Raw genomic sequence first — 24,828 nt, forward strand, 5'->3', positions numbered from 1 at the left:
TTGGCGACTTCCACCCCTGCCCTTCGTGCGACCGATCCTGAAGAGGTCGAGGCACTGCTGCGGCTCGTCCTCGCCCTGCTGGACGATGATCAGGCGGTCGAGACCGTGTCGATCCCGCTCGCCGGCAAGACCTCGATCGCCGATCACATGGTGATCGCATCGGGCCGATCGACCCGCCAGGTCGCCTCGATGGCGCAGAAGCTCGCCGAGAAGATCAAGGCCGAGACCGGCCGCCTCGTCCGCATCGAGGGCCTGCCGACCGCTGACTGGGTGCTGATCGACGCCAATGAGGTGATCATCCACCTGTTCCGCCCCGAGGTGCGTTCCTTCTACAATCTCGAGCGGATGTGGCAGTTCGGCGAGACCGGCCCGAACATGTCGACGGCGCCGATCCCGCAGGCCTGACATCCTCCTCCATATCGTCGCGCGCGGGCGGATCGGGCGCTCGCCCGAGGCCGAGCTGGTCGACCGCTATCTCAAGCGGATCGCCTGGCCGACGCGGGTGACCGAGCTGCCCGATACCGGCGGCAAACTGCCTGCGCTCGATACCCATACCCGCCGCGTGCTGCTCGACGAGAAAGGCGAGGTGCTGGGCTCTGTCGCCTTTGCCGACAAGCTCGGGCGCTGGCGTGACGACGGCGTGCGTGAGGCGCGGTTCATGATCGGCGCCGCCGACGGCTTTGGCGATGCCGAGCGCGCCGAGGCGGACCTGCTGGTCTCGTTCGGCCGCGCGACCTGGCCGCACCTGCTCGCCCGCGCCATGCTCGCCGAGCAACTGTTCCGCGCCACCAGCATCCTTGCCAATCACCCCTATCACCGCGAAGGGTGACGCCATGCGGGCATGGGCGCCGATCATCGCGGTAATGCTGGCGGGCAGCGCGACGGGCGCGGTGCCGAGCCTCGCCGATCAGCAGCAGCGGCTGGCGAGCGCCAAGCGCGAGGCGGCGGCGGCGTCGGCTCGCGCGGCGGGGCTGGTGCGCCAGGCGGCGAACGAGCGTGACGCGGCCGACAAAGCGGCGGCCGACGAGGCCGCGCTGTCGGCCAATGTCACCGCGGCCGAGGCGCAGCTCGCGGCGGCGCGCGCGCGCAGCGCGATCGTCGCGCAACTGCTTGCCGCCCGCCGCGCGCAGCTTGGCGAAGCACAGACTCCGGTGGCACGGCTGCTCGCGGCGCTGCAGTCGCTCGCCCGGCGGCCGACGGTGGTGGCGATCGCGCAGCCGGGGTCGGTCGACGATCTGGTCCATGTCCGCGCGGTGCTCGGCGGCGCCCTGCCGGTGGTGCGGGCACGGACCGGGGTGGTGCGCGCTGAGATCGAGCAGACCCGGCGGCTCCAGGCCAGCGCCGCGCTGGCGGCGAGCGCGCTGCGCGATAGCCGGGCGCAGCTCGAAAGTGACCGGGTGGCGCTCGCACGGCTCGAGGCGGCGCACCGTCAGCGCAGTCAAGCGCTCGGCCGCCACGCGATCGGCGAATCCGATCGGGCGCTCGCGCTCGGCGAGCAGGCGCGCGACCTGGTCGATCAGCTCTCGGCGCGCGACCTCGCCCAGGCGACGGCGACCGATCTTGCCCAGCTCGACGGACCGTTGCCGCGGCCGGTGGCGACCGCAGCGGCAATGGCGCGGCCGAGCGGCGCGTACCGGCTGCCGGTCGGTGGGCGGCTGGTCACCGGGCTCGACGAGGTGTCGGCGGCGGGGGTGCGCTCGCGCGGGCTGACCTTTGCGGTCGAGCCGCGCGCGCCGGTGCGGGCCCCGGCGGGCGGGACGGTGCGCTACGCGCGGCAGTTCCGCGATTTCGGGATGATCGTGATCATCGATCATGGCGATGGCTGGACCTCGCTGCTCACCGGCCTTGGCCGGCTGGCGGTAACACCGGGGCAAGCGGTCGCGGCAGGCGCGATGCTCGGCCGCGCCGGCGTCGGCGACGATGCGGCGGTAACGGTGGAGCTGCGCCGCTGCGGGCGGCCGATGGATATCGTCGCGTTGCTCTAGGGCACCGCCGCTCAGCCGCGGTTCAGCCGCGTCCTGCTCTGATCTGGCTTTGCTCCTGCCCGGCAATCCCGCTACACTCGATCAGCATTTCCGCCTTCAGGATTTTCGATGGCCCGTCCGCTGCTTACCGCGACTGCGATCCTCGGCTCGTTGACCCTCATCCCGCTCGCCACCCAGGCGATGGCGGCGGTCGACACCGATACCTACCGCGAATTCGATCAGTTCCTCGACGTGTTCAACCGGATCAAGGCCGATTATGTTGACAAGGTCGACGACCAGAAGCTGATCAAGGGCGCGATCGCGGGGATGCTCGCCAGCCTCGATCCGCACTCGAGCTACGTCGACGCGCTAGATTACGACAACCTCCGCATCCAGACCGAAGGCAATTACGGTGGGCTCGGCCTGACGGTGCAGATGGAGGATGGCGCGATCAAGGTGGTGTCGCCGCAGGAGGATACGCCCGCCTATCGCGCCGGGATCAAGTCCGGCGATTACATCACCCATATCGACGGCAAGCTGATCTACGGCGAGACGCTGGACGAATCGATCGGGATGATGCGCGGCAAGCCCGGCACCAAGATCAGCCTCTCGCTGGTCCGCCCCGGCCGCGACAAGCCGCTCGACGTGACGATGACCCGCGAGGTGATCGTCCAGAAGCCGGTGAAGTGGGAAGTGCGCGGCCAGGTCGGCTATATCAACATCAACACCTTCTCCGAGAGCACCGGCGCGGATACCCGCGGCGCGATCATGGCGATCGACAAGAGCCTGGGCCACCGGCCGCTGGGCTATGTGGTCGACCTGCGCGACAATGGCGGCGGGCTGCTGACCCAGGCGATCGCGGTCAGCGACGCCTTCCTCGACCATGGCGAGATCGTCTCGCAGCGCGGCCGCGAGAAGAGCGACATCGAGCGCTATTATGCCAAGCCGGGCGACGACGCGCATGGCCTGCCGGTGGTGCTGCTGACCAACCCGGGCACGGCCTCCGCCTCGGAGATCGTTGCCGGCGCGCTCCAGGATCACCACCGCGCGCTGATCATGGGCGAGCGCAGCTTCGGCAAGGGATCGGTGCAGACGCTGCTCCAGCTCGGGCCGAGCACCGCGCTGCGGCTGACCACCGCACGCTATTACACGCCATCGGGGCGCAGCGTGCAGGAGGGCGGGATCGAACCCGACATCAAGGTGCCGCAGATCAGCGATCCCGATTTCAAGACTCGTCCGGTGTTCCGCGAGGCGGACCTGCGCCGGCACCTGATCAACGAGGTGAAGGCCGATAACGCCATCCTCGAGGAGGACACCAAGGACGATCCGCGCTTCACCGAGACGCCCGATGCGCTCAAGAAGCAGGGCATCGACGACTTCCAGCTCTATTATGCGCTGAAGACGGTGGCGCGGCTCGGCGGGCCGGTGCAGGTCGCCGCGGCGACCAGGCCCAAGCCCCAGGCGGTGCAGCCATCGGTGTCGGCCAAGTGACCGCACGCCAACGCCTGGCGCGGGCGATCGCGCTGCTGCTGCCGCTGGCGCTGCTCGCCGGTGCCTGGGGATCGCAGCTGATCGGCCATCTCTACCCGTGCGAGATGTGCCATTGGCAACGCTGGCCGCATTATGCCGCGGTGGTGGTCGCGATCCTGGCGTTTGTGGTGCCGCGGCCCGCGCTCGCCAAGACGCTGGTGATCGTCGCGGCGCTGCTGATCGCGCTGTCCGGCGCGATCGGCGTCGCGCATGCCGGGGTGGAATATCATTGGTGGAACGGCTTCACCGCCTGCACCCAGACGGTGGACCTGCGCGGCTTGAGCAGCGCCGATCGGCTGGCGGCGATCATGCACGCGCCGATCGTCCGCTGCGACACGCCGCAATGGACGCTGTCCGGCATCTCGCTCGCGGGGTTCAACGCGATCCTGTCGCTGGGCGGCGCGGTGGTGATCCTGGCATTGACGAGGAAAGCACGATGACGGGCAGCTGGAAGCCGGGCGACCGGCGCGAGCCGACGGCGGCGATGATCCGGGTCGACCAGGCCGGCGAATATGGCGCAACGCGGATCTATGCGGGGCAGCTCGCGGTGTTCGGCGATCGCCACCCAACGGCGCGGGCGATCCATCACATGGCGAGCCAGGAAGAGCGCCATCAGGCGTTCTTCGACAAGATGATCCCCGAGCGGCGGGTACGGCCGACGCTGCTGCAGCCGTTCTGGACGGTGGCGGGGTTCGCGCTCGGCGCGGTGACCGCGGCGATCGGGCCCAATGCGGCGATGGCCTGCACCGCCGCGGTGGAGACCGAGATCGACCAGCATTACCAGGAACAGCTCGATGTGCTCGGCACCAGCGATCCCGAGCTGACCGGCGCGATCGCCGATTTCCAGGCGGAGGAGCTCGAGCATCGCGATCACGCGCTCGCCCATGGCGCCGAGGACACGTTCGGCTATCCGGTGCTGAGCGGCCTCATCCGCCTGGGGTGCAAGGTCGCGATCGCGGCAGCCAAGAGGATCTGAGGAGAGCGTATGCGTAAGCTGTTGATCGCGCTGGCGGTGCTCGCCAGCCCCGCCGTCGCCCAGCAGGCGGCCCTGCCGGGGGCGGTCAAGCCCAAGGCGGACGCCGGCCCCGGCGAAGTCGCCAAGCGCGCACCGATCAATGGCGTGCTGGTGCTGTACGGCAACGAGCGCTGCCCGACCAACAACGACGGCAGCGAGATCGTGGTGTGCGAGCGGCGCGACGCGCAGGAGCAGTTCCGCGTGCCCAAGGAACTGCGCGAATTCCAGGTGACGCCGCAGAACGAGAGCTGGGCAGCGCGCGCGCAGGGTACGCTCGACACCGGCGTCGGCGTCAACGGCATCGGCAGCTGCTCGACCGTCGGCGCCGGCGGCCAGACCGGCTGCTTCGCCCAGCAGGCGAGCGCCGCCCGAGCCGAGAACAAGGCGCGCAAGGCAGAAGAAGCCAGCATCCCGTGATCCCTCCGCCAGGCGCGCTGCGGCTGATGCGGATCGTGCTGTTCGCGCTGGTCTGGTTCAGCTGCGCCTGGTTCGGCTCGTGGGAATGGAACCCCAACAATGCGGTGCGGCTGTTCGCCGCGATCAGCCTCGTCGAGGATGGCGACGCCACCATCGACGAATTTGCCGATCTGACGATCGACAAGGCGGTGTTCGGCGCCCACGCTTATTCGGACAAGGCGCCGGGCATGACGTTGATGTCGCTGCCGGCGGTGGCGCTGGCCGATGCCGTCACCGGCGAGCGCGCCACGGCGCTGCCAAAGATCTTCGGCGGGCTGGAGATGACCCGCTACCTGCGGCTGCGTACCCGGCTGGCGGTGGCGAGCGGGTCGGCGGTGCTGACGGCAATCGCGGCGGTGCTGTTGTTCGATCTGGCCTTGGCGCTGACGGGCAGCGCGGGCGCGGCACTGTTCGCCGCCCTCGGCTATGCGCTCGGCACGCCGGCCTGGGGCTGGTCCACCACCTTGCTGGGCCACGCCCCGGTGGCGGCGCTATACGTGATCGCGGTGGCGGCGTTCTGGCGAGCGGCGCGGACCGCGACGCTGCGATGGGCGGCGGTGGCGGGGCTCGCCTTGGGCTGGTCGGTTACGATCGAATATCAGGCGGTGCTGGCAGGGCTGGTGATCGCCGGCTGGATGCTGTGGCACGTTCGTGCCGCCGCATCGCGGTGGCGGTTGATTGCCGCCGTGGCCGCCGGGGGCCTGCTCGGCCTGCTGCCGCTGCTCGGCTACAATCTGGTCGCGTTCGGGACGCCGTTCCGAATCGCTTATTCGGGCGTGGTCGGCTGGGAGGGGATGCACCAGGGCCTGTTCGGGCTCGGCATGCCGCGGCTTGCGGCGCTGCGCGGCATCACCGTCGGCACGCAGCATGGTCTGGTGTGGGTGGCGCCGGTGCTGCTGCTCGCGATCCCCGGGCTGATGGTGTGGGCCGATCGGGCGCGCACGCGCGATCTCGCCTGGGTCGCAGGCGGGGTGGCGCTGGTCGTGCTGCTGGTCAACGCCGCTTATGTCTATTGGGAGGGCGGCAACGCCACCGGGCCGCGGCTGGCGATTCCCTTGTGCGGGCTGCTCGCGCTCGGGCTGGCGCCGGCCTGGGTGGCGATCGGCGGGCGTAATGTGCGGAGTGCCGCGGCGCTGCTGGCGCTCTCGATCGCGATCAACGCGATGATCGCCGCCGCGGAGGTGTTCGTGCCGCCGCTGTACCGCTTCCCGCTGTGGAGCGGCGTCTATCAGCAGCACGTCGCGGTCGGCGACCTGCGCACGATCGCATCGGAGTATGGCGGCTGGACGCCGTGGCACGGCTTTGTGCTGTGGACGGCGCTCGCGGCGGCGATGATCGGCTGGCTAGTGCGCGAGGCGACGAAGGCCATTGCCTTGCCCCGTTCGTGCTGAGCCTGTCGAAGCACGGCTGAGACCCATGCCCTTCGACAAGCTCAGGGCGAACGGCTGGGCCTTCAGTCAGGCCGCCGGCTTCTTGAGCCCGCGCACCCGGTGCCAGATGTAGAAGGCGACCAGCGCGATCACGACGATGCCGATCGCCAGATCGGCGCGGTGGAACGCCGCCTTGATCCGCGGATCGCTGTTCCACTGGGTGCCGAGCTTCATCCCCACCCAGGCGAGGCCGAAGCACCACGGCCACGAGCCGAGGAAGGTGTAGACGTGGAACGGCACCAGCCGCATCCGCGCGACGCCGGCAGGGAAGGCGATGAACGAGCGGATCACCGGCAGCAGCCGGCCGATCAGCACCGCGATCGAGCCCCAGCGCGCGAAGAAGCGGTCCGCGGTGTCGAGCTCGCCCGGGCCGATCAGCAGGTAGCGGCCCCAGCGCTCGGCAAGTGGGCGGCCGCCGCGCTTGCCGATCTCATAGCCGACGATCGAGCCGATGTTGCAGCCGATCGCGCCGGCGGTGGCGGCGAGGTACAGGTCGAACCGGCCGGTGGAGACGAGATAGCCGGCAAACGGCATGATGATCTCGGACGGCAGCGGAATGCAGGCGCTCTCGATCGCCATCAGGATGCCGATGCCGACGTAGCCGCCGCTGGAGATCACCCAGATGGTGAAGGTGGCGAGGACGCCCAGGATCTTTTCGAACATGGGCCGGAGGCTTGGCCGATCGCTTCTGGGAAGGAAAGGGGGAACCGCGCGGGCGCCGCATGCGCTTGGGGAAGATGACAGATCTCACCCTCAACGATGGCCGCAGCCTGCCGCAGCTCGGCTTTGGTACCTACAAGCTCGCCGATTCGCAGGCGGCGATGGTGGTGCGGCGCGCGCTCGACATGGGCTATCGGCTGATCGATACCGCCGCGATCTATGATAATGAGCGCGGCGTCGGCGATGGCGTCAAGGCGAGCGACGCGTTCGTCACCACCAAATTGTGGAACGATCGCCAGGGCGATCCCGCCGCGGCGCTCGACGAAAGCCTGGCGCTGCTCGGGCGCGACGCGGTGGACCTGTACCTGATCCACTGGCCGTCGCCCGCGCAGGGGCTGTTCGTCGAGGCGTGGAAGGCGCTGGTCGGCCTGCGCGACGCCGGCAAGGCGCGCTCGATCGGCGTGTCGAACTTCCTGCCCGAGCATCTCGACGCCATCATCGATGCGACCGGCGTGACCCCGGCGGTCAACCAGATCGAGCTGCACCCGCATCACCAGCGCCGCGCCGAGCGCGCCTATCACGAGGCGCACGGCATCGTCACCCAGAGCTGGAGCCCGCTCGGCCAGGGCGGCGAATTGCTCGCAGACGACACCATCGGCCGCATCGCCGCCGCGCACGGTCGCTCGCCGGCACAGGTGGTGCTGGCCTGGCACCTCGCCCACGGCCTGTCGCCGATCCCCAAAGCGGCGGACAGCGACCATATGAGCGACAATTTCGCGGCGCTGGATCTGGAGCTCGCCGCCGACGAGCTCGCTGCGATCGATGGCCTCGACCGGCAGGCGCGGATCGGACCGGACCCGCTGACCTTCTGACCCATGGCGTCACCCCAGCGAACGCTGGGGTCCTGTCATCAAGCGACACGCCTGCGGCATGAGATCCCAGCGTTCGCAAGGGATGACGGAGGAGGTTAGCCCAGCGCCGCCTTGGCGAGCTTCAGATCCTCGACGAACTTGGCGAACTCGTCCTCGCGCTGCGCCGGATCAGGCAAGCGCAGCAGATAGCTCGGATGCACGGTGATCCAGGCGTTGCTGCCGTCCGCCAACGCCATCGGCCGCCCGCGTTCGCGGCTGATCGTCACCACCCGGCCGAGCAACGATCGCGCCGCGGTTGCGCCGAGCGCCACCGTCACCTGCGGCTTGATCAACGCTTGCTCCTGCTCGATCCACCAGCGGCACGCCTCGATCTCGCCGGCGCCGGGCTTGGCGTGGATGCGGCGCTTGCCGCGAGCCTCGAACTTGAAATGCTTTACCGCATTGGTGACATAGACTCGGCTGCGATCGATCTCGGCCGCCGCGACCGCGCGGTCGAACACCTGGCCGGCCGGGCCGATGAACGGCTTGCCGGCGAGGTCCTCATTGTCGCCGGGCTGCTCGCCGACGAACATCATCGCCGCGTCCACCGGCCCCTCGCCGAACACCGTCTGTGTCGCATGCTTGTAGAGGTGGCAGCGGGTGCAGCTCATCGCCTCGTCGCGCAGCGCTTCCCAGGCGATCTGCGAATTGCCGCCGACGCCGTCATTGGGTGCGGCGCGTGCCTTGGTGATCATGCCGCTCTCCCGTGCCTGCGCGCCTGCGATCAGCTGCCCGACCAGGGCGGTCTCGGGCATGTTCTTCCAATATTTGCGCGGCATCTCCTTCAGCATCGCGCCGATCTTGACCCGCGCCGGATTGAAGATGCTCGCATAATAGGTCTTCCACACCTCCTCGGTGGGGTCGCCCTCCGGCGCATCGGCCTTGGTCGCGCCGGGGCCCTGGGCCAGCGCCTGGCCGTCCCAGTGCAGCGATACCTCGGGCGTCAGGATCGACCAGCGCATGCTGGCGAAGCGGTTGACGAAAAAGGCGGCGTTGGCGCGGACGATGTGATGCTCGGGCTCGAACCAGGCGACGTAGCGGCTGGTGCCGTCATCGTCGGCGACCTCGCGGAAGCGCAGGAAGGCGCGCATCTTGTGGATGTCCTGGCGCACCCGCTTGGCGATCACCTCGAGCCGGCGGATCAGCGGATCGGCATGGTCCTCGACCAGCTTTGGCTCGCGGCGCAACCGCGCGAGCACGGTGTAGAGCAAGGCGAAGCGCTCTGGCTCCGCCGAGAGGATCACGTCGCGGGCAAGATCGAGGAAGGCGCGCGGCACCGAGAAGCCGGGCGCAGCGGCGGCGGCGGGCTGCGCCGGCGCGGGGTTGGTGGCGAACAGGTCCGCGGCCTTGTCGCCGACCTGCCAGACCACTTGGTCCGGCGGCACGCCATCGGCGATCAGGCCGCGCGCTGCATCGCGCCAGGCATCAAAATCATCGGGTTCGGCAAGGGTAACGACGCGCATTGCGGTGTTAAGCCGCGAACAGCTCCAGCTGTTCCTTCTTGGGCGCCAGCAACGGTGCGACCAGCGACTTGAGCTCGGCCTTGTCCGACAGGATTACCGGCCGCCAATCCTCGGTGATGATGAACGGCCGCACCTTGGCGACCGACACCGTCAGCCGCGCGACATCGTCGAGCCGGAGCTTGCGCCAGCGGCGGCTGGCGATGATCCGGTCGACCGATTTTACGCCGAGCCCGGGGACGCGGAGCAGCCGCTCGCGCGGTGCCCGGTTAACGTCGACCGGGAAGTGCTGGCGAAACTTGAGCGCCCAGGCAAGCTTGGGATCGATGTCGAGCGGCAGCATGCCGGTGGCATCGTCGGCGGCGGCGACCACCTCATGCGGCTGGAAGTCGTAGAAGCGCATCAGCCAGTCGGACTGGTAGAGCCGGTGCTCGCGCATCAGCGGCGGCCGCTGGAGCGGCAGCACCGTGCTCGCATCGGGGATCGGGCTGAATGCCGAATAATAGACGCGGCGCAGCCCGAAGCGGTCGTACAGCGTCGACGCGCGGGTGACGATATCGCCATCGGTCGCAGCATCGGCACCGACGATCATCTGGGTCGATTGCCCCGCCGGCGCGAACTTCGGCGCCGATTTGTAGTGCTTCTGCGCATCCTTGCCGTCGGCGATCGAGCTCTTCACCTCAGCCATCGCCGTCTCGATCCGCACGCCGTCCTTCTCGGGGGCGAGCCGCTTGAGGCCGCTCACCGTCGGCAGCTCGACGTTGATCGAGACGCGGTCCGCATAGAGGCCAGCCTGATGGACCAGCTCGGGATCGGCATCGGGGATGGTCTTGAGGTGGATATAGCCGCGGAAGTGATGATCCTCGCGTAAGGCACGCGCGACCTCCACCATCTGCTCCATCGTATAGTTGGACGAGCGGATGATCCCCGACGAGAGGAACAGCCCCTCGATGTAGTTGCGCTTGTAGAAGGCGATGGTGAGCTTGACGACCTCGTCGGCGGTGAAGCGCGCGCGGCGGACGTTGCTGCTCTTGCGGTTGATGCAATAATGGCAGTCGAAGATGCAGCTGTTGGTCAGCAGGATCTTGAGCAGGCTGATGCAGCGGCCGTCCGGCGCATAGGCATGGCAGATGCCCATGCCCTCGGTGGAGCCCAGGCCCTTGCCGTCGCGGCTGTTGCGCTTGGCGGTGCCCGACGAGGCGCAGGAGGCATCGTATTTGGCCGCGTCGGCCAGGATCTCGAGCTTCTGCTTGGTATCGAGCTGGGCCATCTGTTCCATCTACGTTCTCGTGGCCAGCGATACAAGCACCGCCTCCGCAACGATCCCGACCGGAACGGGTTCGAATAGAACGACTTTGGCACACAATAGTGCGTCATCAAACACTTAGCTCGATTTTTGGTAAGCAGTTGGTGACGAGTTGCCGGTAGGCTCCATGGCATGGACGGACACAAAACCATCGCGCGGCTGCGCGAGCATCAGGCGGCGATCCTGGCCAATTTCGAGGCAACCCGGCGGTTGTTGAGCAAGGAGCGGCCGGAGGATCCACGCGCGCTGGCACGGCTGCGCGGCGACCTCGCGCGGATGCTGACCGCCTATCAATATTTCAAGCATCATGAGATCTTCGATCGGCTGATCGCCGATGGTCCTAGCGACAATGCGCGGATCGGCCGCCGGTTGAAGGCCGAGTGTATCAGCCTCGGCGAGGAGGTGCGCCAGCATGTCGCGCGCTGGAACGCGGTGGGCGCGGAGGAAAGCTGGACGGCCTATCGCCCGGCGGTCGCGGCGTTCATCGATCAGGTCACTACGCACATGGATTATGAGTTGCGCGCCGCCGAGGCGGTGCTGACCCCGCGGGCAGGCGACGGCGCGGTGACGCCACCGGCCGTTCACGCGGCCTGACGGCGTGAAGCCGCGGTCCCTGCTCGATCGGCTGGTGGAGCATCAGAATGTGGTGCGCGGGATCATTGCCCGCGCCGAGACCTGTCTGCGCCATCCGCATCAGCGCGACGCGCTGACGCTCGCCAAGCTGCGTTGGGAAGTGGCGCGCGCGATCGGCGCCTATACGTTGTTCAAGCATCACGAATTGTTCGATCCGCTGGTCGCCCATGGCACGGCCGAGCAGGCCCGGGTCGCCGCCGAGGCCAAGCGCGCCTGCCTGGCGATGGGCGAGCAGTTCCAGGCGCATGTTCGCAAGTGGAGTGGCACCCCGGTCGCCGATCACTGGGATGAATATAAGCCGGCGACGGTGGCGATCCTCGCCAAGCTGCGCGCGCATTTCGACACCGAACGGCAGGTGGTGGCATCGATGCTGGTCGCCGATCCACAGGCGGTGCGGGTGCGGCGGCCGGTCGCGATCGGCGCGGGAGACCGCGCCTAGCCTCATTCGGCGGCGATGAGGCTTTCCGCGCCACCGAGATCGACCGACACCAGCCGGCTGACCCCCTGTTCGATCATGGTCACGCCGAACAGCCGGTGCATGCGGCTCATCGTCACCGCATTGTGGGTGACGATCAGGTAACGGGTGTTGGTCTCGCGCGCCATGCGATCGAGCAGGTCGCAGAACCGCTCGATATTGGCATCGTCGAGCGGCGCATCGACCTCGTCGAGCACGCAGATCGGCGCCGGATTGGTCAGGAACAGCGCGAAGATCAGCGCCACCGCGGTCAGCGCCTGCTCGCCGCCCGACAGCAGGGTGAGCGACTGGAGCCGCTTGCCGGGCGGCTGGGCCATGATCTCGAGCCCCGCTTCGAGTGGATCATCCGAATCGATCAGCGCGAGATGCGCCTGACCGCCGTTGAACAAGGTGGTGAACAGGCGGCGGAAATGGCCGTCGACTGCCTCGAACGCGGCAAGCAGGCGCTGGCGTCCCTCGCGGTTGAGCGTCCCGATCGAGCCGCGCAGGCGGTTGACCGCCTGGCCGAGCTCGTCGCGCTCACGGGCGTTGCCGAGGCTGGCCGATTCGAGATCGGCGAGTTCCTGCTCGGCGACGAGGTTGACCGGGCCGATCCGCTCGCGCTCCAGCGTCAGCCGCTCATGCGTGCCCGCTTCGTCGGTGGGGCTGCGGACGGTGTCGCTGACAAAGCCGAGCCGCTCGGGCAGCACCGGCGCCGGGCATTCGAACCGCTCGCCGGCGAGGCGGCCCATCTCCACCCGCCGCAGCTCCTGATTCTCCCGGCGCGCGACCGCGCCGGCGCGGGTCTCGCGAGCGCGGGCGAGCGCCTCCCCGGTGCGGCGATGCGCGTCGTCGGTGGTGCGTAGCGCCAGCTCGGCGTCGCGTTCGGCGGCCGCGAGCGTGTCGGCGGCGGTACGGGCGGCGGCGTGTTCGCTCTCCAGCGCGGCGATGGTGGCGTCGAGTGCCGCAGGACGATCGGCGATCGCGTCGGCTTCCTCGGCGAGCGCGGCGTCGCGCTTGTCCATGTCGGCGATGCGCTTGGCGGCCTCGCCGGCGCGCGATCGCCAGCTGCGCCCGTCCGCTTGCGCCGCGGCGAGCCGCTCGCGATTGGCCTGCACCGCCCGGTCGAGCGCGCCCCGTTCGCCGCGTGCCTGGGCGACGTCGGTGCGGCGCCGGTCGGCATCATGGCCGAGGCTGGCGACCGCGGCGGCGCTGTCACGGCCATCGGGAAGGGCGTCGCGCGCCGCACGCGCGGCGGCGAGCTCGGCGGCGGCATCCCCGGTGTCGGCAGCAACCCGGGCGGCGCGGGCGTCGAGATCGGCGCGCTGACCGGCGAGCCGCTCGAGCGCGGCAATAGCCCGATCCTCGCTGCGCTGCGCGTCGCGGCCATCCTGGTCGGCACGCTGGAGCCCGGTACGCGCGGCCTGAGCGGCGGCGCGCGCGGCGGCGATCTGCGCGTCGATCGCGGCGCGGGCGGCATCGGCCGCCTCGACCGCCGTGGCGGCGGCCGGCCGTGCCGCCTGCAACGCCTTCAGCCGGTTGAGCCGTTCGAGCCGTTCCGCGGCGGCGGCGCCGCTGCCGGCCGCGACGAACCCGTCCCAGCGGCGCAGCAGCCCGGCGCGGGTGACGAGCCGCTGGCCGACGCTGAGCGGCTGGTCGGCGTCCTCATCGACCACGAACGATTGCTGCAGGCGGCGCGCCAGGCTGGCCGGCGCCGCGACATGATCGGCGAGGCTGGCGGTGCCGGGCGGCGGCGGCGGATCGCCCTCGGTGGGCGCGGCCCCATGCCAGGCGTCGAGCCCTGTTTCGAGGTCGTCGCCGAGCGCCGCGGCCAGCGCGCGTTCATAGCCGGGAGCAGGGTGGATATGGTCGAGTAGCCGGTCGCGGCCGCTGCGCTGCGTGGCGCGGGTCAGCGCCGCGACCTCGCTGTCGATTGCAGCGAGCTCGGCGCGGGCGACGGCGCGGGCATTCTCCGCGGCATCGCGGCCGGCGATCGCCGCACGCTCGGCGGTGTCCGCCTCGGTGAGCGCGGCGCGGGCGTGTTCGGCAGCGATGGCGGCGCTGGTGCGGCGGTGGGCAGCGTCGTCGCGCTCGGCGGCCAGCGGCTCGGAGCGGCCCAGCGCCGCGACCGCCGCGGCGATCGCGGCGCGGTAGCGCTCGCCGCGATCGGCGCGAGCCTGGGCGGCGGCGAGCGCGGCGGTGGCGACGCGCGCCTCCGCGGCCTCACTCGCCTGGCGGCTCAGCGCCTGGGCGAGCGCGACCTCGGCATCGCGGGCGTGGCGCTCGGCCTCGGCGAGCGCGGCGTCGAGCCGCGGTGCGACATCGGCTGCGCCGCCGATCGCCGCATCGAGCGCCTTGATCTCCTCGGCAAGGCGGGCGAGCGCGTCGGCGGCGTCGGCGGCGAGCGTGCCCTCGCGGGCGCGATCCTCGGCGATGCGGCGGCGCTGATCGGCCAGCTCGCTCACTCGCCGTGCGGCGGCGTCGCGCTCGGTGCGCAGCGCGGCAAGCCGGTGCCCGGCCTCGCTCGCCTGGTCGCGTGCGGCGAGCGCCGCCTGGCGCGCCTTGGCGACCGCCGCGACGCCGATTTCCCGCGCGGCCGCGGCCTCGCGCTCGGCGACGCTGGCAACCTCCACCGCGGCGTCGCTCGCCTGCGCCTCGGCCTTGGCGGCATCGGCGGCGGCGACGGCGTCGCGCCAGCGCGCGAAGATCATCCGCGCCTCGGCGACCCTGATCTGCTCGGACAGGGCACGATAACGTTCCGCTTGCCGCGCCTGACGGCGCAGCGCGGCGGCGCGGGCATCCTGGTCGGCGATCACCTCGTCGAGCTTGGCGAGATTGGCCTCGGTGGCGCGCAATTTGGCCTCGGCATCGCGGCGGCGGACGTGAAGGCCGGCGATCCCAGCGGCCTCCTCGAGCATCGCGCGCCGGTCGGCGGGCTTGGCGGCGATCACCGCGCCGATGCGGTTCTGGCTGACCAAAGCCGGCGAATGCGCGCCGGTGGCGGCATCGGCGAACAGCAGCGACACGTCCTTGGCGCGGACGTCGCGACCATCGATGCGATAGGCGCTGCCGGCGCCGCGTTCGATCCGGCGCACCACCTCGCGCTCGTCGGGGCCATCGGGGCCGTCGATCTCGGCGAGGATCGACACCTCGGCGAAGTCGCGCGGCGGGCGGGTGGCGGTGCCGGCGAAGATCACATCCTCCATGCCGGCGCCGCGCAGCGATTTCGCGCTGTTCTCGCCCATCGTCCAGCGCAGCGCTTCGAGCAGATTGGATTTGCCGCAGCCGTTGGGGCCGACGACGCCGGTCAGCCCGCGCTCGATCCGCAGGTCGGCGGCGTCGACGAAGCTCTTGAACCCGGCGATCCGCAGTCGCTTGATCTGCATGTCAGGCGCGCGTCCACGCCATGGCGAGCCGCCGGGTCAAGGTCAGTCGCAGGTCAGGCGCCGGCGGCCTTGATCGCCTGCTGCAGCTGATCCCAGCCGATCGCGTCGAGCTTCTTGCCGTTGAGGATGAAGGTCGGCGTGCCGGTAACGGTGCCGTCGGCGCTCTTGTCCTGGGTCTGCTTGGTCCAGCGATCGATCTGGCTCATATCGGCGAGGCACGCCTTCGCCTTGGCCTCGGGGATGCCGCGCTGCTTGGCGAAATCGACCAGGCCCATCTGCGTCGCCATCATCGCGATCGCATCCTGCGGCTTGGCGGTCTGCAACTGCTGCTGGAGCGCCGGCGGCATCTTCTGGAGGCCGTCGTTGAAGCCCTGCTGGTTCTGGTACATCTGCTCGAGGATCGGGAAGAAGGCGAGATCGTCGACGCAATTGCCGAGCAGCGCCGGCGGCAGATCGGGTGCGCCATGGACCAGGAACTCGCGATATTCGAAGCTGACCTTGCCGCTGGCGACGAACTTGTTGAACAAGGTCTCATAGCCGTCGCGCGCGACCTGGCCGCACATCGGGCACAGCCGCGAGCCATATTCGACGAGCTTGATCGGCGCATCGGGGTTGCCGACGACATGGCCCTCGGCGGTCTTGCTGACCGTCTCGTTCCAGGTCTTGCCGGCAGGTGCGGCGGCGGCGGCGACCGGCGCGGCGGGGGTGCTCGAATTGCCTTCCTGCTTGTTGCAGGCGGCGAGCGCCAGCGGCAGCAGGACGAGCGAGGCGAGAAGCTTCATCGGGGAACTCCAGTTGGGACGCGTCACTTGGCGCCGCGGGCGCGAAGCGTGGTTTCGAGCTCGGCCCAATGGACATTGGGCTGCTGCACGTTGTTGAGATAGAAGGTCGGCGTGCCCTGGACCTCGATCGGGGCATCGCCGGTCATCTTGGTAATGCGGTCGACCTCGGCCTTGTTGGCGAAACAGGCGTTGACCTGGGCGGGGCTGAGGCCGCGCGCGCGCATCGCCGCGGTGAGGCCGGAGCCATCGGCGAGCGCCCGCGCCTGCTGCACCGTCGGCAGCCGCGCGACCTCGGGATGCGCCTGCACGTAAGTGTCGAGCACCGGCACCCATTTGTCTTGGGTCGCGAACACCGCCGCCGAGGCACCGGCGAAGCCGCGGGTGCCGAAGCAGCGGGCGAGGATCGCGGCGCCGAGATCCATCGGATCGCGGATCAGGTGGCGATATTCGAGGCTGACCCTGCCGGACTTGATCATCTGGCCCTTGAGCACCGCCTCGCTCTCGCGCGAAAAGGCGCCGCAATGCGGGCAGGTGTAGCTGCTATATTCGATCAGCTTGAGCGGCGCAGCGGGATTGCCGAGCACGAAGGCGCCGGCCGGCGTCTCGCGCGTCACCGTCGTCCAGTCGGTGGGGGCGGCGGCGGTGAGCAGGCCGAGGCCGAGAACAGCGAGCGCGGCGCGCAAGGGGGCAGGAGTACGCATGGATCAGCCTATCTTGGGAATACCGCGGGTGGCGGCGACGCCGGCGGCCAGTGATTCGAGCACGGCGCGCAGCTCGGGATCGACGATGCCCTTCAATCCCTCACCGAGTTCGGGCGGCACCGCGGTCGGGTTGGTGCGCGGCGCCTTGGGAATGCGCTTGGCGACGTCGCCCTGGCGGATCTGCATCTTGGCGACCGCAGCATAGCCGAAGAAGCGGTTGACCCGCTCCATGATCTCGGGCGCGATATGCTGCATCATCGGCGCATGCGCGCCGCGCACCACCAGCGTCAGCACGCCGCCGCTCTTCTGCCCCATCGGAAAGCGGATCGATTCGGGGCTGGAGGCATTGGCCCAGCGCTCGCCGACGATCTCGGGCCAGCGGCTGACGATAGAACTCTGCACGAATCCGAACCGCTTGAACGCCGCCCCACCGATCGCGGGCAGCAGTTCGGATACCGCCCGGGAGCGGTTCTGGCGTTGCGGTTCATCCTTCGGGGCGCGGGCGCGCTTGCTCATCGCGCCGCTCATGCCATAGCGCGCGGGTGGACGCCACATCGACTTCTCAGCCTGAGGCCGTCGCGCCGGCACTGCTCACCTGGTACGACGGCCACCGCCGCGAGCTGCCGTGGCGTGCCCGCCCCGGCGCGGTGCCGGATCCCTATCGAGTGTGGCTGTCGGAGGTGATGCTCCAGCAGACCACCGTCGCCACCGTGCGCCCGCGGTTCGAGGCATGGGTGGCGCGCTGGCCGGATTTCGCCAGCCTCGCCAGCGCGCGCGACGAGGACGTGATGGCGGCCTGGGCGGGGCTTGGCTATTATGCCCGGGCGCGCAACCTGGTCGCGGCGGCCAAGGCAGTAGTCGCCGATCATGGCGGGGTGTTCCCGCCGACCGAGGCCGAGCTGCGCACGCTTCCCGGGCTTGGCGCCTATACCGCCGCGGCGGTGGCGGCGATCGCCTTCGGCCAGCGTGCGGTGGTGGTCGACGCCAATGTCGAGCGGGTGGTGGCGCGGTTGTTCGCGATCGCGACGCCGCTGCCGGGCGCGCGGCCCGCGATCCGCGCCGCCGCCGATCTGGTCACGCCCGCAACCCGCGCCGGCGATTTCGCCCAGGCGATGATGGACCTTGGCGCGACGATCTGCACCTCGCGCCGCCCGCGCTGCCTGCTCTGTCCGCTGCGCGACCACTGCCAGGGCTTTCGCGACGGCGACCCCGAGCGCTTACCGGTCAAGGCCACCAAGCGCGCGCGGCCGCAGCGTTACGGCACGCTGTTCTGGCTCGAGCGCGACCGCGGGCGCGGCGGCAACGCCGGCCCCGAGGTGCTGCTGGTGCGGCGGCCGGACAAGGGCCTGCTCGGCGGCATGCGCGCGCTGCCGACCGGGCCCTGGATCGAGCAGCCCCCCGGCCTTGCCGAGGCGCCGATGGCGGCCGAGTGGCGGCTGCTCGACGAGGGCGTCGAGCATGGCTTCACCCATTTCGATATCGGCCTTGCGATAGCGGTAGCCACGGCCCCCGCCGATCGGGCAGACAGCGCCGGCGAACCGGGCGGGGAATGGTGGCCGATCGCCGATCTGGCGGCGGCTGGCCTGCCGACGCTGTTCGCCAAGGCCATCCCGGCCGTGAGGAGGAGTGACCGATGAAGCTTGTCCATCGCATCGCCGGCGTCGGCGTCGTTGCCCTGATCGCTACCGCCGCCTTCGGCCAGGCGCAGCGCCAGCCCCAGCTTCAGTCGCCGCCGCAGGGTGCGCCGCAATCGGGCGCGGCGGCGCCGTCACGCACGCTGCTGCCGGCCACCCAGGCGCTGTTCGAGGGCTATGTCCGCGACGGCAAGATGCCGGGCATCGTCGCCGCTTATGGCGTCGGCGATCTGCCGACGCTGTTCCCGGCGGCCGGCGCGATCAGCGCCGATCCGGGCGCGGCGGCAGCGGGGCCGGACACGTTGTGGCGGGTCTATTCGATGACCAAGCCGATCACCGCGATGGCGGCGATGATCCTGATCGAGGAGGGCAAGATCGGCCTCGACGATCCGCTCGCCAAATACATCCCTGCGTTCAAGACCATGCGGGTCGCGACCAGTCCCGATACCAGCCTCGATTCGGTGCCGGCGACCAAGCAGATCACCATCCGCAACCTGCTCACCCACACCGCCGGGCTGAGCTACAACATCAACGCCAAGGGGCCGCTGCTCAAGGAATATGAGCGGCTCGGCATTTTGCCGGCAACCGTCAACGCCACGCTCGAGCAGCAGATGCGCCGCGTCCGCCCGGCGACGCTCGAGGCGTTCGCCAATCAGGTCGCCAAGGCGCCGCTGATCGCCGAGCCGGGCACCACCTGGCATTATTCGATCGGCCTCGACGTGATGGGGCGGGTGATCGAGGTGGCGAGCGGGATGCCGTTCGACCGTTTCGTCCAGACCCGCATCTTCGATCCGCTCAAGATGAGCTCGAGCTATTGGACGGTCCCGGCGTCCCAGGTCGGCCGGTTCGCGACCAACTATACCTTCGTCGGTGATACGATGAGCCCGATCGATCCGGCGCGCTACTCGCCCTGGCTTCAGCCGCCGAGCTTCCCTTATGGCGGCGCCGGGCTGGTGATGTCGGCGCGTGATTATGATCGCTTCCTCCACATGCTCCAGGACGAGGGTACATTGGATGGCGTGCGGATCATGAAGCCCGAAACCGTGCGTCTTGCGATGTCCAACCTCCTCCCTGCCGGCGTCACCTTCTCCGGCGTCGCCGGCACCACCGGCGGCACCCAGGCGACCGCGCCGATGGGCTATGGCGCGGGTGGTTCGGTATATTTGGCCGATGGTCCCGGCGGGATGCCGTCAAAGGGCACCTATGGCTGGGGCGGCGCGGCCGGGACGATCGCCTTCGTCGATCCCGCCAGGCATTTCCGCGGCACGATCATGGTCAACTACTTTCCGTCGGATCGCTGGCCGGTGCGCAAGGAGGCGGTGACCGCGCTGGTCCAGGACATGGCACGGTTACGGCGATGATCGGCTTTACCGGCAGCCCGCTCGATCGCGCCGATCGCCTGCGCCACGACCCGGCGGCGCTGGCCGCGGCGCGAGCCGATCCTGCCGCGCGGCTGCTGGTGATGCACGGCTATGATCCGCTGGTGACGACGGACGGGTGTCTCGGCTGGGTGCCGCTCGCCGAGGCGCCCGCCGGCGCCGAGCTGGCGCTGCTCGGGCTCGCTGCTGATTGCCCGCGGTTCGCCGCGGTCACCGGCGAGCGGGCGCCGCGGGGGCGCAGCCCGGCGCTGTTCGCGGCGCTCGACGACTTGCGGCCGGGCGAGGCGGCAACCTATGCCGCGGCGCGCTCGCTGCTCGATTGGCACGCCCGCCACCGCTTCTGCGCCAATTGCGGCGCCGAAACGGCGCTGTTCCGCGCCGGCTGGGGGCGGCAATGCGGCAATTGCGGCACCGAGCATTTTCCGCGGACCGATCCGGTGGTGATCATGATCGCCGAGCATGACGGGCGGGCCTTGCTTGGCCGTCAGGCCGCCTTCCCGCCGGGGCGCTATTCGGCGCTGGCGGGGTTCCTCGAGCCCGGCGAATCGATCGAGGAGGCGGTTGCCCGCGAGCTCGGCGAGGAGGCCGGGATCCGCGTGCACGACGTGCGCTACGTCGCCAGCCAGCCCTGGCCTTTCCCCTCGTCGCTGATGATCGCCTGCATCGCGCAGGCCGAGGATGACGCGATCACGCTCGACACCCATGAACTCGAGGACGCCAAATGGGTGTCGCGCGCCGAGGTGAGGGCGGTGCTCGCCGGCGAACCCGGCTCGTTCCTGCCGCCGCCGCCCTATGCGATCGCGCACTCGCTGCTGACGGTGTGGGCAGGCGAGGCCTAGTCCTGCTCGACCTCTGTCATCCCGGCGGAAGCCGCGATATCGTGCGGCTCTTGCCCTGCTCAACCGCCGGGATGGCGGCTGTCGGCAGGACCTATCCCCGCTTCCTCGCCTGGCGGTAGGTGCCGAGCACCCGCAGCCATTTGGCGTGGAACCCCAGCTCCTCCAGCGCCCGGTCCAGCCCGGCGTCGCCCGGCTTGCCCTCGACATCGGCGAAGAACTCGGTCGCCGCGAAGCTGCCGTTGCGCTGGTAGCTTTCGAGCTTGGTGATGTTGACGCCGTTGGTCGCGAACCCGCCCATCGCCTTGTAGAGCGCGGCGGGGACGTTCTTCACCTCGAAGATCAGCGTGGTCATCCACGGCCCGTCGCCGCTCGCCGGCTTGCTGCCGCGCGCGAGCACCACGAAGCGGGTCATGTTGTGATCGGCATCGGCGATGTCGCTGGCGAGCAGCTCGAGCCCGTAGATCGCCGCGGCGCCGGGCGGGGCGAGCGCCGCCACCGCGGGGTCGCGCTGCGCCGCCACCACTGCCGCGGCTCCCGCAGTGTCGGGGTAGGAGACCGGACGGATGTCATGCGCTTTGAGCCAATGGCGGCACTGGCCGAGCGCCTGGGGGTGGCTCATCGCCTCGCGCACGCCGTCGCGCGGGCCGACCCCCATCAGCGCATGCCTGATGCCGAGGAAATGCTCGCCGGTGATCACCAGCCCCGATTCGGGGAGCAGGAAGTGGATGTCGGCGACGCGGCCGTGGAGCGAATTCTCGATTGGGATGATTGCGCAATCGGCGCGGCCTTCCTGCACCGCCTCGATCGCGTCCTCGAAGGAGAAGCAGGGCAGCGGCAGGCCGTCGGGAAAGGCCTCCAGCGCCGCGACATGGCTGTTGGCGCCCGGCGCACCCTGGAACGACACCGCGCGATCGGGCGCGGCGGCGGCGGCCGCGGTCATCGCGGCGACGATCGGGCGGGCGGGGGCGGCGTAGCTGTCCATGCCTTGGCCGTTACGGTCGGCATCGCGTGCCAGCAAGCGCGCGCTTGCGGCGCCTCGCCGGCTTTCCTATGAAACCGGCACAATAATAAGAGGGGACCGCTGGCCTTATGGACAACCGTACCAACACCATCGCCGGCTGGACCCTCGCAGCCTGTGGTGCGGCCCTGGGCTTGTCCATCGTCGGCGGCATGATCTTTCACGGCGAGCGGCCAGAGAAGATGGGCTATGCCATCGAGGGCGTCGAGGCCGAGGGCGGCGCCGGTGGCGAAGCCGCCGCGGTGCCGATCGCGTCGCTGCTCGGCACCGCCGATGCCGCCAAGGGCGCCGAGGTGTTCAAGAAATGTGCCGCCTGCCACACCGCCACGCAGGGCGGCCCCAACGGCATCGGCCCCAATCTCTACGCGACGCTCGGCGAGGGGATTGCCCAGGGCAAGGCCGGCTTCGCCTTCTCCGATGCGCTGAAGGGCGTCGGCGGCAAGTGGGACTTCGACAAGATGAACGCTTGGCTGACCAGCCCACGCAAGTTCGCGCCCGGCACCAAGATGACCTTCGCCGGCCTGTCCAACCCGCAGGACCGCGCCAACGTCATCCTCTATCTCAACACCCAGGGCTCCAACCTGCCGCTCCCCGCCGCGCCCGCCGCCGGCGCTGCCGCCCCCGCGGTCAAGCCGGCGACCAACGCCGCCAAGGATTCGGTCACCAACCCCGCCGACACCAACAACCTGTCCAACACCGGCAGCCCCGCCTCGGGTGCGCCCTCGATCGATCCCGAAGCGGCGCGGCGCGGGGCCAAGGTGGGAAAATGAGGCAGTTCCTTCGGCGGGCTGTCGCCGACCATCTAATTCCGTCATCCTGAACTCGTTTCAGGATCCATGCCCACGGTCGCCACGCGCCGAAGCGGTCGGCCATAAATGCTGAAACAAGTTCAGCATGACGATGGAGATGCAGACCGGGTGCCCCCTCAATGCGCCAGGTGCGTCACCACCAGCATCACCATCACCCCCGCCACCACGCACAGGGTGGTGCGCAACCGCGAGTCGCGCGCCAGGCTGCGCGGGACCAGCTCGCAGGCGCCGATGTAGAGGAACACGCCGGCGAAGCAGGCGAGCAGCGGCGCCAGCACCCAGCCGGGCAGCTGTACGGCGAGGCCGAGTGCGACGCCGGCGAGCGGCGCCAGCGCGTTGGCGATCAGCCAGCGCAGCGCGGTCTTCTGCTGGCTTGCCGCCAGCGCCAGGCTGACGCTGTTGACCCCGTCGGCGACATCATGGGTGAGCACCGCCAGCGCGACCACCCAGCCCACCTCCGGCGCGATCTGGAAGGCGAGGCCCATGCCGAGGCCGTCGAGCAGGCTGTGCAGCGTCAGGCTGGCAGGGCCGAGATGCGCCTGCCAGTGCGCGGTGCGCTTGGCGCCGGCGAGCAACCGCGCCAGCAACAGATAGGCTGAGAAGCCGAGCGCCGCGCCGGTCAGCAGCGTCCGCGCGCTGTACATCCCCGCGCCGAACGACAGCGCCTCGGGCAGCAGGTCGAAAAAGGCGACGCCGAGCACGATCCCCGCAGTCGCCGCCAGCAATGGCGCGATCCGGTCGGCGAGCCGCAGCGCGAGCAGGCCGCCCAGCGCGGTCGCCGCGCTCGCCGCCAGCCCGAACAGCAGGGGTATCGCCACCGCCGTGCCCGGCAGGATCGTGGTGGCCTGTGCCGCCGGATGCATCGCGTCTCGTCCCGTCTCTCGTCCCGGCCGCGTCCTTACCGCCGATGGCGAACGGTACAACATATCCCTGGGAGAAAGATACATTATATCTTCAGGGGGCGGACCAGATCCTTGGCTCGGCGGAAAAAACGAGGGCACAACCATGCCGCACCGACGATTCCCGCGTCGTCGACCAAAAATCCTATAGTTTCACCGTGATCTTACGAGCCACGACCCCACGATCCTGCAACGACCTGCCGATAGTCGCACTGATGGCGCCGTCAGCTTGGGGGGGTGCCGATGTTTAGCTGACAATCGGAGTAGACCATGAACGTTAAGAACATGTGGCCCGCGGTCACCGCGGTGTTGGTCGCCGGCGCGCTGCCGGCTCAGGCGCAGACCGTGACCGCGCCCAAGACCATGACGATCAACGCCGAGGTCACCGGCACCTGCTCGCTCGACAGCACGCCCGATATTGATCTCGGCCAGCTGACGATGAATTCGGGCAACACCGGTCAAGGCGCGGTCAACGTCACCTGCACCAATGGCCTGCCCTATGACATTCTCGCGACGCTCGGCGCCAATGCGAACGGCGCCTATGCACAGCTGAAGGGCGACACCACCGGCACGCTGCTGCGCTACAATCTGTACAGCGATGCCACGCACCAGACGGTTTGGCCGCAGGCCGCGGTGTCCGGCACGCCTACGCAGGAAGGCGAGGGCAGCGCGCAATCGATCCCGGTCTACCTCCAGATCGTCGATGCCGATCTGAAGACGGCCAAGGTCGATACTTATCAGGACGCGGTCGACTTCACCGTTTCCTACTGAGCCCGCGATGACCATCGCCTCCAGGTCAGGCTGGGCGATCGTTGCGGCGCTGGGGTTCGGGGCGGCCTGTCCGCCCCGGGCCCTGGCCCAGGCGATCGTCGTCGCGCCCGTCACCCTGCATCTTGCCACCGGTCATCGCGCGACGCTGCTGCGGATCACCAACAGCGGTGCCGCGCCCACCCGGGTGCAGCTGCGCGCGTTCGGCTGGAGCCAGGGAACTAGCGGCGACGACCGGCTGGTGCCCGCCGACGAATTGGTGATCGGCCCGCCGTTCGCGACGCTGGCGCCCCGCGCCACCCAGGTGGTGCGGCTGTTGTTGCGCGCGCAGGACGCGGCCGCCGCGCCGGCGCGCGAACGTGCCTATCGCCTGATGATCTATCGCCTGCCCGATCCCGCCGCGGTCACCGCCGGCAAGCGCGCGATCCAGTTGCGGCTCAACCTGTCGCTGCCGGTGTTCGTCGATCCCGCTGCCGCGCCCGCCGCGGCGCCGCCCGCGTGGCGGATTGAGGGTGCGCCTGGCCATCGCGAGCTGGTGGTCGTCAACCGCGGCGTCCGCCATCTCCGCGTCGATGCGCTGGCGCTGGCGCAGGCTGGCGGCGCATCGGTGGCGCTGGCCGGCAACGGTAGCCGCTATGTGCTCGCCGGTGCCGAACGGCGCTGGCCGCTGCCGACCGGGCTGGCGCCTGGCGCGGCGCCCGTCACCCTCACCGTCAAGGATGGCGATGCCACCACGACGGTCGTGGTCGCGGCGCCCGCCTCCTGATCCGTGCCGTTCGACGTGCCGCCGGCGA

The 24,828-nt window shown here is 69.9% G+C and carries 26 protein-coding genes; 17 read left to right on the forward strand and 9 right to left on the reverse strand.

Going from position 1 to position 24,828, the window contains the following annotated elements; translation table 11 throughout:
* The 8 genes from rsfS to OXR60_RS04355 all read left to right on the forward strand — a co-directional run bounded on the left by rsfS (window position 1) and on the right by OXR60_RS04355 (window position 6,356).
* Entirely contained in the window at window positions 1–405 is a 405-nt protein-coding gene (gene rsfS / locus OXR60_RS04320; RefSeq protein ID WP_267394420.1) for a ribosome silencing factor, read from the forward strand.
* A 1-nt stretch (window position 406) separates the two neighbouring features.
* Window positions 407–829, forward strand: coding sequence for a 23S rRNA (pseudouridine(1915)-N(3))-methyltransferase RlmH (locus OXR60_RS04325; protein ID WP_267394690.1), 423 nt, complete (start codon window positions 407–409; stop codon window positions 827–829).
* Window positions 830–833: 4 nt separating this feature from the next.
* The gene (locus OXR60_RS04330; protein ID WP_267394422.1) at window positions 834–1,985 is read left to right on the forward strand and encodes a peptidoglycan DD-metalloendopeptidase family protein; all 1,152 of its coding nucleotides are present in this window, start codon (window positions 834–836) and stop codon (window positions 1,983–1,985) included.
* Between the two features lie 108 nt (window positions 1,986–2,093).
* Window positions 2,094–3,455: a S41 family peptidase gene (locus OXR60_RS04335; RefSeq protein WP_267394424.1), complete on the forward strand. Its 1,362-nt coding sequence runs from the start codon at window positions 2,094–2,096 to the stop codon at window positions 3,453–3,455.
* A complete protein-coding gene (locus OXR60_RS04340) occupies window positions 3,452–3,934 on the forward strand; it encodes a disulfide bond formation protein B (protein WP_267394426.1) in 483 nt (160 codons plus the stop codon). Before OXR60_RS04335 ends, OXR60_RS04340 begins: the two co-directional genes overlap by 4 nt.
* Complete coding sequence (locus OXR60_RS04345) at window positions 3,931–4,470, forward strand: demethoxyubiquinone hydroxylase family protein (protein WP_267394428.1); 540 nt, start codon at window positions 3,931–3,933, stop codon at window positions 4,468–4,470. Before OXR60_RS04340 ends, OXR60_RS04345 begins: the two co-directional genes overlap by 4 nt.
* A 9-nt stretch (window positions 4,471–4,479) precedes the next feature.
* The gene (locus OXR60_RS04350) at window positions 4,480–4,926 is read left to right on the forward strand and encodes a hypothetical protein (protein ID WP_267394430.1); all 447 of its coding nucleotides are present in this window, start codon (window positions 4,480–4,482) and stop codon (window positions 4,924–4,926) included.
* Window positions 4,923–6,356 (forward strand): hypothetical protein, encoded by a 1,434-nt coding sequence (locus OXR60_RS04355; protein WP_267394432.1) that lies wholly within the window; start codon window positions 4,923–4,925, stop codon window positions 6,354–6,356. Before OXR60_RS04350 ends, OXR60_RS04355 begins: the two co-directional genes overlap by 4 nt.
* Window positions 6,357–6,422: 66 nt before the next feature.
* Here the strand turns inward: OXR60_RS04355 and OXR60_RS04360 are convergent, their stop codons facing one another.
* A complete protein-coding gene (locus OXR60_RS04360; protein ID WP_267394434.1) occupies window positions 6,423–7,058 on the reverse strand; it encodes a DedA family protein in 636 nt (211 codons plus the stop codon).
* Window positions 7,059–7,132: 74 nt separating this feature from the next.
* On the opposite strand from OXR60_RS04360, the gene OXR60_RS04365 reads away from it, so the two are divergent.
* On the forward strand, window positions 7,133–7,927 hold the full coding sequence (locus OXR60_RS04365; protein ID WP_267394436.1) for an aldo/keto reductase: 795 nt from the start codon (window positions 7,133–7,135) through the stop codon (window positions 7,925–7,927).
* Window positions 7,928–8,022: 95 nt separating this feature from the next.
* On the opposite strand, the gene OXR60_RS04370 is transcribed toward OXR60_RS04365, so the two are convergent.
* Complete coding sequence (locus tag OXR60_RS04370) at window positions 8,023–9,429, reverse strand: UdgX family uracil-DNA binding protein (protein WP_267394438.1); 1,407 nt, start codon at window positions 9,427–9,429, stop codon at window positions 8,023–8,025.
* A 7-nt stretch (window positions 9,430–9,436) separates the two neighbouring features.
* Window positions 9,437–10,696, reverse strand: coding sequence for a putative DNA modification/repair radical SAM protein (locus tag OXR60_RS04375; protein WP_267394691.1), 1,260 nt, complete (start codon window positions 10,694–10,696; stop codon window positions 9,437–9,439).
* Between the two features lie 168 nt (window positions 10,697–10,864).
* Between OXR60_RS04375 and OXR60_RS04380 the strand changes: the two genes are divergently transcribed.
* Window positions 10,865–11,326 (forward strand): hypothetical protein, encoded by a 462-nt coding sequence (locus OXR60_RS04380; RefSeq protein WP_267394440.1) that lies wholly within the window; start codon window positions 10,865–10,867, stop codon window positions 11,324–11,326.
* A 4-nt stretch (window positions 11,327–11,330) separates the two neighbouring features.
* Window positions 11,331–11,804 carry a hypothetical protein gene (locus OXR60_RS04385; RefSeq protein ID WP_267394442.1) on the forward strand — a complete coding sequence of 158 codons (474 nt, stop codon included), beginning with the start codon at window positions 11,331–11,333 and terminating at the stop codon, window positions 11,802–11,804.
* 2 nt (window positions 11,805–11,806) lie between these two features.
* Here the strand turns inward: OXR60_RS04385 and OXR60_RS04390 are convergent, their stop codons facing one another.
* Genes OXR60_RS04390 through OXR60_RS04405 form a run of 4 tightly spaced genes read right to left on the reverse strand, consistent with a single transcriptional unit; the run spans window position 11,807 to window position 17,204 of the window.
* Entirely contained in the window at window positions 11,807–15,205 is a 3,399-nt protein-coding gene (locus OXR60_RS04390; protein WP_267394444.1) for an AAA family ATPase, read from the reverse strand.
* A 53-nt stretch (window positions 15,206–15,258) separates the two neighbouring features.
* On the reverse strand, window positions 15,259–15,987 hold the full coding sequence (locus OXR60_RS04395; RefSeq protein WP_267394445.1) for a thioredoxin domain-containing protein: 729 nt from the start codon (window positions 15,985–15,987) through the stop codon (window positions 15,259–15,261).
* A 23-nt stretch (window positions 15,988–16,010) separates the two neighbouring features.
* The gene (locus tag OXR60_RS04400; protein WP_267394447.1) at window positions 16,011–16,688 is read right to left on the reverse strand and encodes a thioredoxin domain-containing protein; all 678 of its coding nucleotides are present in this window, start codon (window positions 16,686–16,688) and stop codon (window positions 16,011–16,013) included.
* A 3-nt stretch (window positions 16,689–16,691) separates the two neighbouring features.
* Window positions 16,692–17,204: a DciA family protein gene (locus OXR60_RS04405; protein WP_267394449.1), complete on the reverse strand. Its 513-nt coding sequence runs from the start codon at window positions 17,202–17,204 to the stop codon at window positions 16,692–16,694.
* Between the two features lie 26 nt (window positions 17,205–17,230).
* On the opposite strand from OXR60_RS04405, the gene OXR60_RS04410 reads away from it, so the two are divergent.
* Genes OXR60_RS04410 through nudC form a run of 3 tightly spaced genes read left to right on the forward strand, consistent with a single transcriptional unit; the run spans window position 17,231 to window position 20,540 of the window.
* Window positions 17,231–18,325, forward strand: a complete 1,095-nt coding sequence (locus tag OXR60_RS04410; protein ID WP_267394451.1) for an A/G-specific adenine glycosylase — start codon at window positions 17,231–17,233, stop codon at window positions 18,323–18,325.
* The gene (locus tag OXR60_RS04415; protein WP_267394453.1) at window positions 18,322–19,683 is read left to right on the forward strand and encodes a serine hydrolase domain-containing protein; all 1,362 of its coding nucleotides are present in this window, start codon (window positions 18,322–18,324) and stop codon (window positions 19,681–19,683) included. Before OXR60_RS04410 ends, OXR60_RS04415 begins: the two co-directional genes overlap by 4 nt.
* Entirely contained in the window at window positions 19,680–20,540 is an 861-nt protein-coding gene (gene nudC, locus OXR60_RS04420; RefSeq protein WP_267394454.1) for an NAD(+) diphosphatase, read from the forward strand. The genes OXR60_RS04415 and nudC overlap by 4 nt, the downstream gene beginning before the upstream one ends.
* Window positions 20,541–20,631: 91 nt before the next feature.
* On the opposite strand, the gene OXR60_RS04425 is transcribed toward nudC, so the two are convergent.
* A complete protein-coding gene (locus OXR60_RS04425; protein WP_267394456.1) occupies window positions 20,632–21,522 on the reverse strand; it encodes a prephenate dehydratase in 891 nt (296 codons plus the stop codon).
* A 107-nt stretch (window positions 21,523–21,629) separates the two neighbouring features.
* Between OXR60_RS04425 and OXR60_RS04430 the strand changes: the two genes are divergently transcribed.
* The gene (locus OXR60_RS04430; RefSeq protein ID WP_267394458.1) at window positions 21,630–22,328 is read left to right on the forward strand and encodes a cytochrome c family protein; all 699 of its coding nucleotides are present in this window, start codon (window positions 21,630–21,632) and stop codon (window positions 22,326–22,328) included.
* Between the two features lie 155 nt (window positions 22,329–22,483).
* Here OXR60_RS04430 and OXR60_RS04435 read toward each other — a convergent pair whose 3' ends face one another.
* On the reverse strand, window positions 22,484–23,230 hold the full coding sequence (locus OXR60_RS04435; RefSeq protein ID WP_267394460.1) for a ZIP family metal transporter: 747 nt from the start codon (window positions 23,228–23,230) through the stop codon (window positions 22,484–22,486).
* A 306-nt stretch (window positions 23,231–23,536) separates the two neighbouring features.
* Between OXR60_RS04435 and OXR60_RS04440 the strand changes: the two genes are divergently transcribed.
* Together OXR60_RS04440 and OXR60_RS04445 are read left to right on the forward strand one after the other, a co-directional pair.
* Window positions 23,537–24,037, forward strand: a complete 501-nt coding sequence (locus tag OXR60_RS04440; protein ID WP_267394462.1) for a spore coat U domain-containing protein — start codon at window positions 23,537–23,539, stop codon at window positions 24,035–24,037.
* A 7-nt stretch (window positions 24,038–24,044) separates the two neighbouring features.
* Window positions 24,045–24,800, forward strand: a complete 756-nt coding sequence (locus OXR60_RS04445; RefSeq protein ID WP_267394464.1) for a fimbria/pilus periplasmic chaperone — start codon at window positions 24,045–24,047, stop codon at window positions 24,798–24,800.
* Window positions 24,801–24,828: the final 28 nt, after the last annotated feature.

The sequence above is a fragment of the Sphingomonas sp. GC_Shp_5 genome, from assembly GCF_026540855.1.
In the GTDB taxonomy this organism is placed as follows: Bacteria; Pseudomonadota; Alphaproteobacteria; order Sphingomonadales; family Sphingomonadaceae; genus Sphingomonas.

What these genes read in the sequence shown, in the direction of transcription:
- OXR60_RS04330 (WP_267394422.1), top strand. Translation starts at nt 834, where the DNA reads ATGCGGGCATGGGCGCCGATCATCGCGGTAATGCTGGCGGGCAGCGCG.
- OXR60_RS04335 (WP_267394424.1), top strand. Translation starts at nt 2,094, where the DNA reads ATGGCCCGTCCGCTGCTTACCGCGACTGCGATCCTCGGCTCGTTGACC.
- OXR60_RS04345 (WP_267394428.1), top strand. Translation starts at nt 3,931, where the DNA reads ATGACGGGCAGCTGGAAGCCGGGCGACCGGCGCGAGCCGACGGCGGCG.
- OXR60_RS04350 (WP_267394430.1), top strand. Translation starts at nt 4,480, where the DNA reads ATGCGTAAGCTGTTGATCGCGCTGGCGGTGCTCGCCAGCCCCGCCGTC.
- OXR60_RS04360 (WP_267394434.1), bottom strand. Translation starts at nt 7,058, where the DNA reads ATGTTCGAAAAGATCCTGGGCGTCCTCGCCACCTTCACCATCTGGGTG.
- OXR60_RS04365 (WP_267394436.1), top strand. Translation starts at nt 7,133, where the DNA reads ATGACAGATCTCACCCTCAACGATGGCCGCAGCCTGCCGCAGCTCGGC.
- OXR60_RS04370 (WP_267394438.1), bottom strand. Translation starts at nt 9,429, where the DNA reads ATGCGCGTCGTTACCCTTGCCGAACCCGATGATTTTGATGCCTGGCGC.
- OXR60_RS04375 (WP_267394691.1), bottom strand. Translation starts at nt 10,696, where the DNA reads ATGGCCCAGCTCGATACCAAGCAGAAGCTCGAGATCCTGGCCGACGCG.
- OXR60_RS04380 (WP_267394440.1), top strand. Translation starts at nt 10,865, where the DNA reads ATGGACGGACACAAAACCATCGCGCGGCTGCGCGAGCATCAGGCGGCG.
- OXR60_RS04390 (WP_267394444.1), bottom strand. Translation starts at nt 15,205, where the DNA reads ATGCAGATCAAGCGACTGCGGATCGCCGGGTTCAAGAGCTTCGTCGAC.
- OXR60_RS04395 (WP_267394445.1), bottom strand. Translation starts at nt 15,987, where the DNA reads ATGAAGCTTCTCGCCTCGCTCGTCCTGCTGCCGCTGGCGCTCGCCGCC.
- OXR60_RS04400 (WP_267394447.1), bottom strand. Translation starts at nt 16,688, where the DNA reads ATGCGTACTCCTGCCCCCTTGCGCGCCGCGCTCGCTGTTCTCGGCCTC.
- OXR60_RS04405 (WP_267394449.1), bottom strand. Translation starts at nt 17,204, where the DNA reads ATGAGCAAGCGCGCCCGCGCCCCGAAGGATGAACCGCAACGCCAGAAC.
- OXR60_RS04415 (WP_267394453.1), top strand. Translation starts at nt 18,322, where the DNA reads ATGAAGCTTGTCCATCGCATCGCCGGCGTCGGCGTCGTTGCCCTGATC.
- nudC (WP_267394454.1), top strand. Translation starts at nt 19,680, where the DNA reads ATGATCGGCTTTACCGGCAGCCCGCTCGATCGCGCCGATCGCCTGCGC.
- OXR60_RS04425 (WP_267394456.1), bottom strand. Translation starts at nt 21,522, where the DNA reads ATGGACAGCTACGCCGCCCCCGCCCGCCCGATCGTCGCCGCGATGACC.
- OXR60_RS04430 (WP_267394458.1), top strand. Translation starts at nt 21,630, where the DNA reads ATGGACAACCGTACCAACACCATCGCCGGCTGGACCCTCGCAGCCTGT.
- OXR60_RS04435 (WP_267394460.1), bottom strand. Translation starts at nt 23,230, where the DNA reads ATGCATCCGGCGGCACAGGCCACCACGATCCTGCCGGGCACGGCGGTG.
- OXR60_RS04440 (WP_267394462.1), top strand. Translation starts at nt 23,537, where the DNA reads ATGAACGTTAAGAACATGTGGCCCGCGGTCACCGCGGTGTTGGTCGCC.
- OXR60_RS04445 (WP_267394464.1), top strand. Translation starts at nt 24,045, where the DNA reads ATGACCATCGCCTCCAGGTCAGGCTGGGCGATCGTTGCGGCGCTGGGG.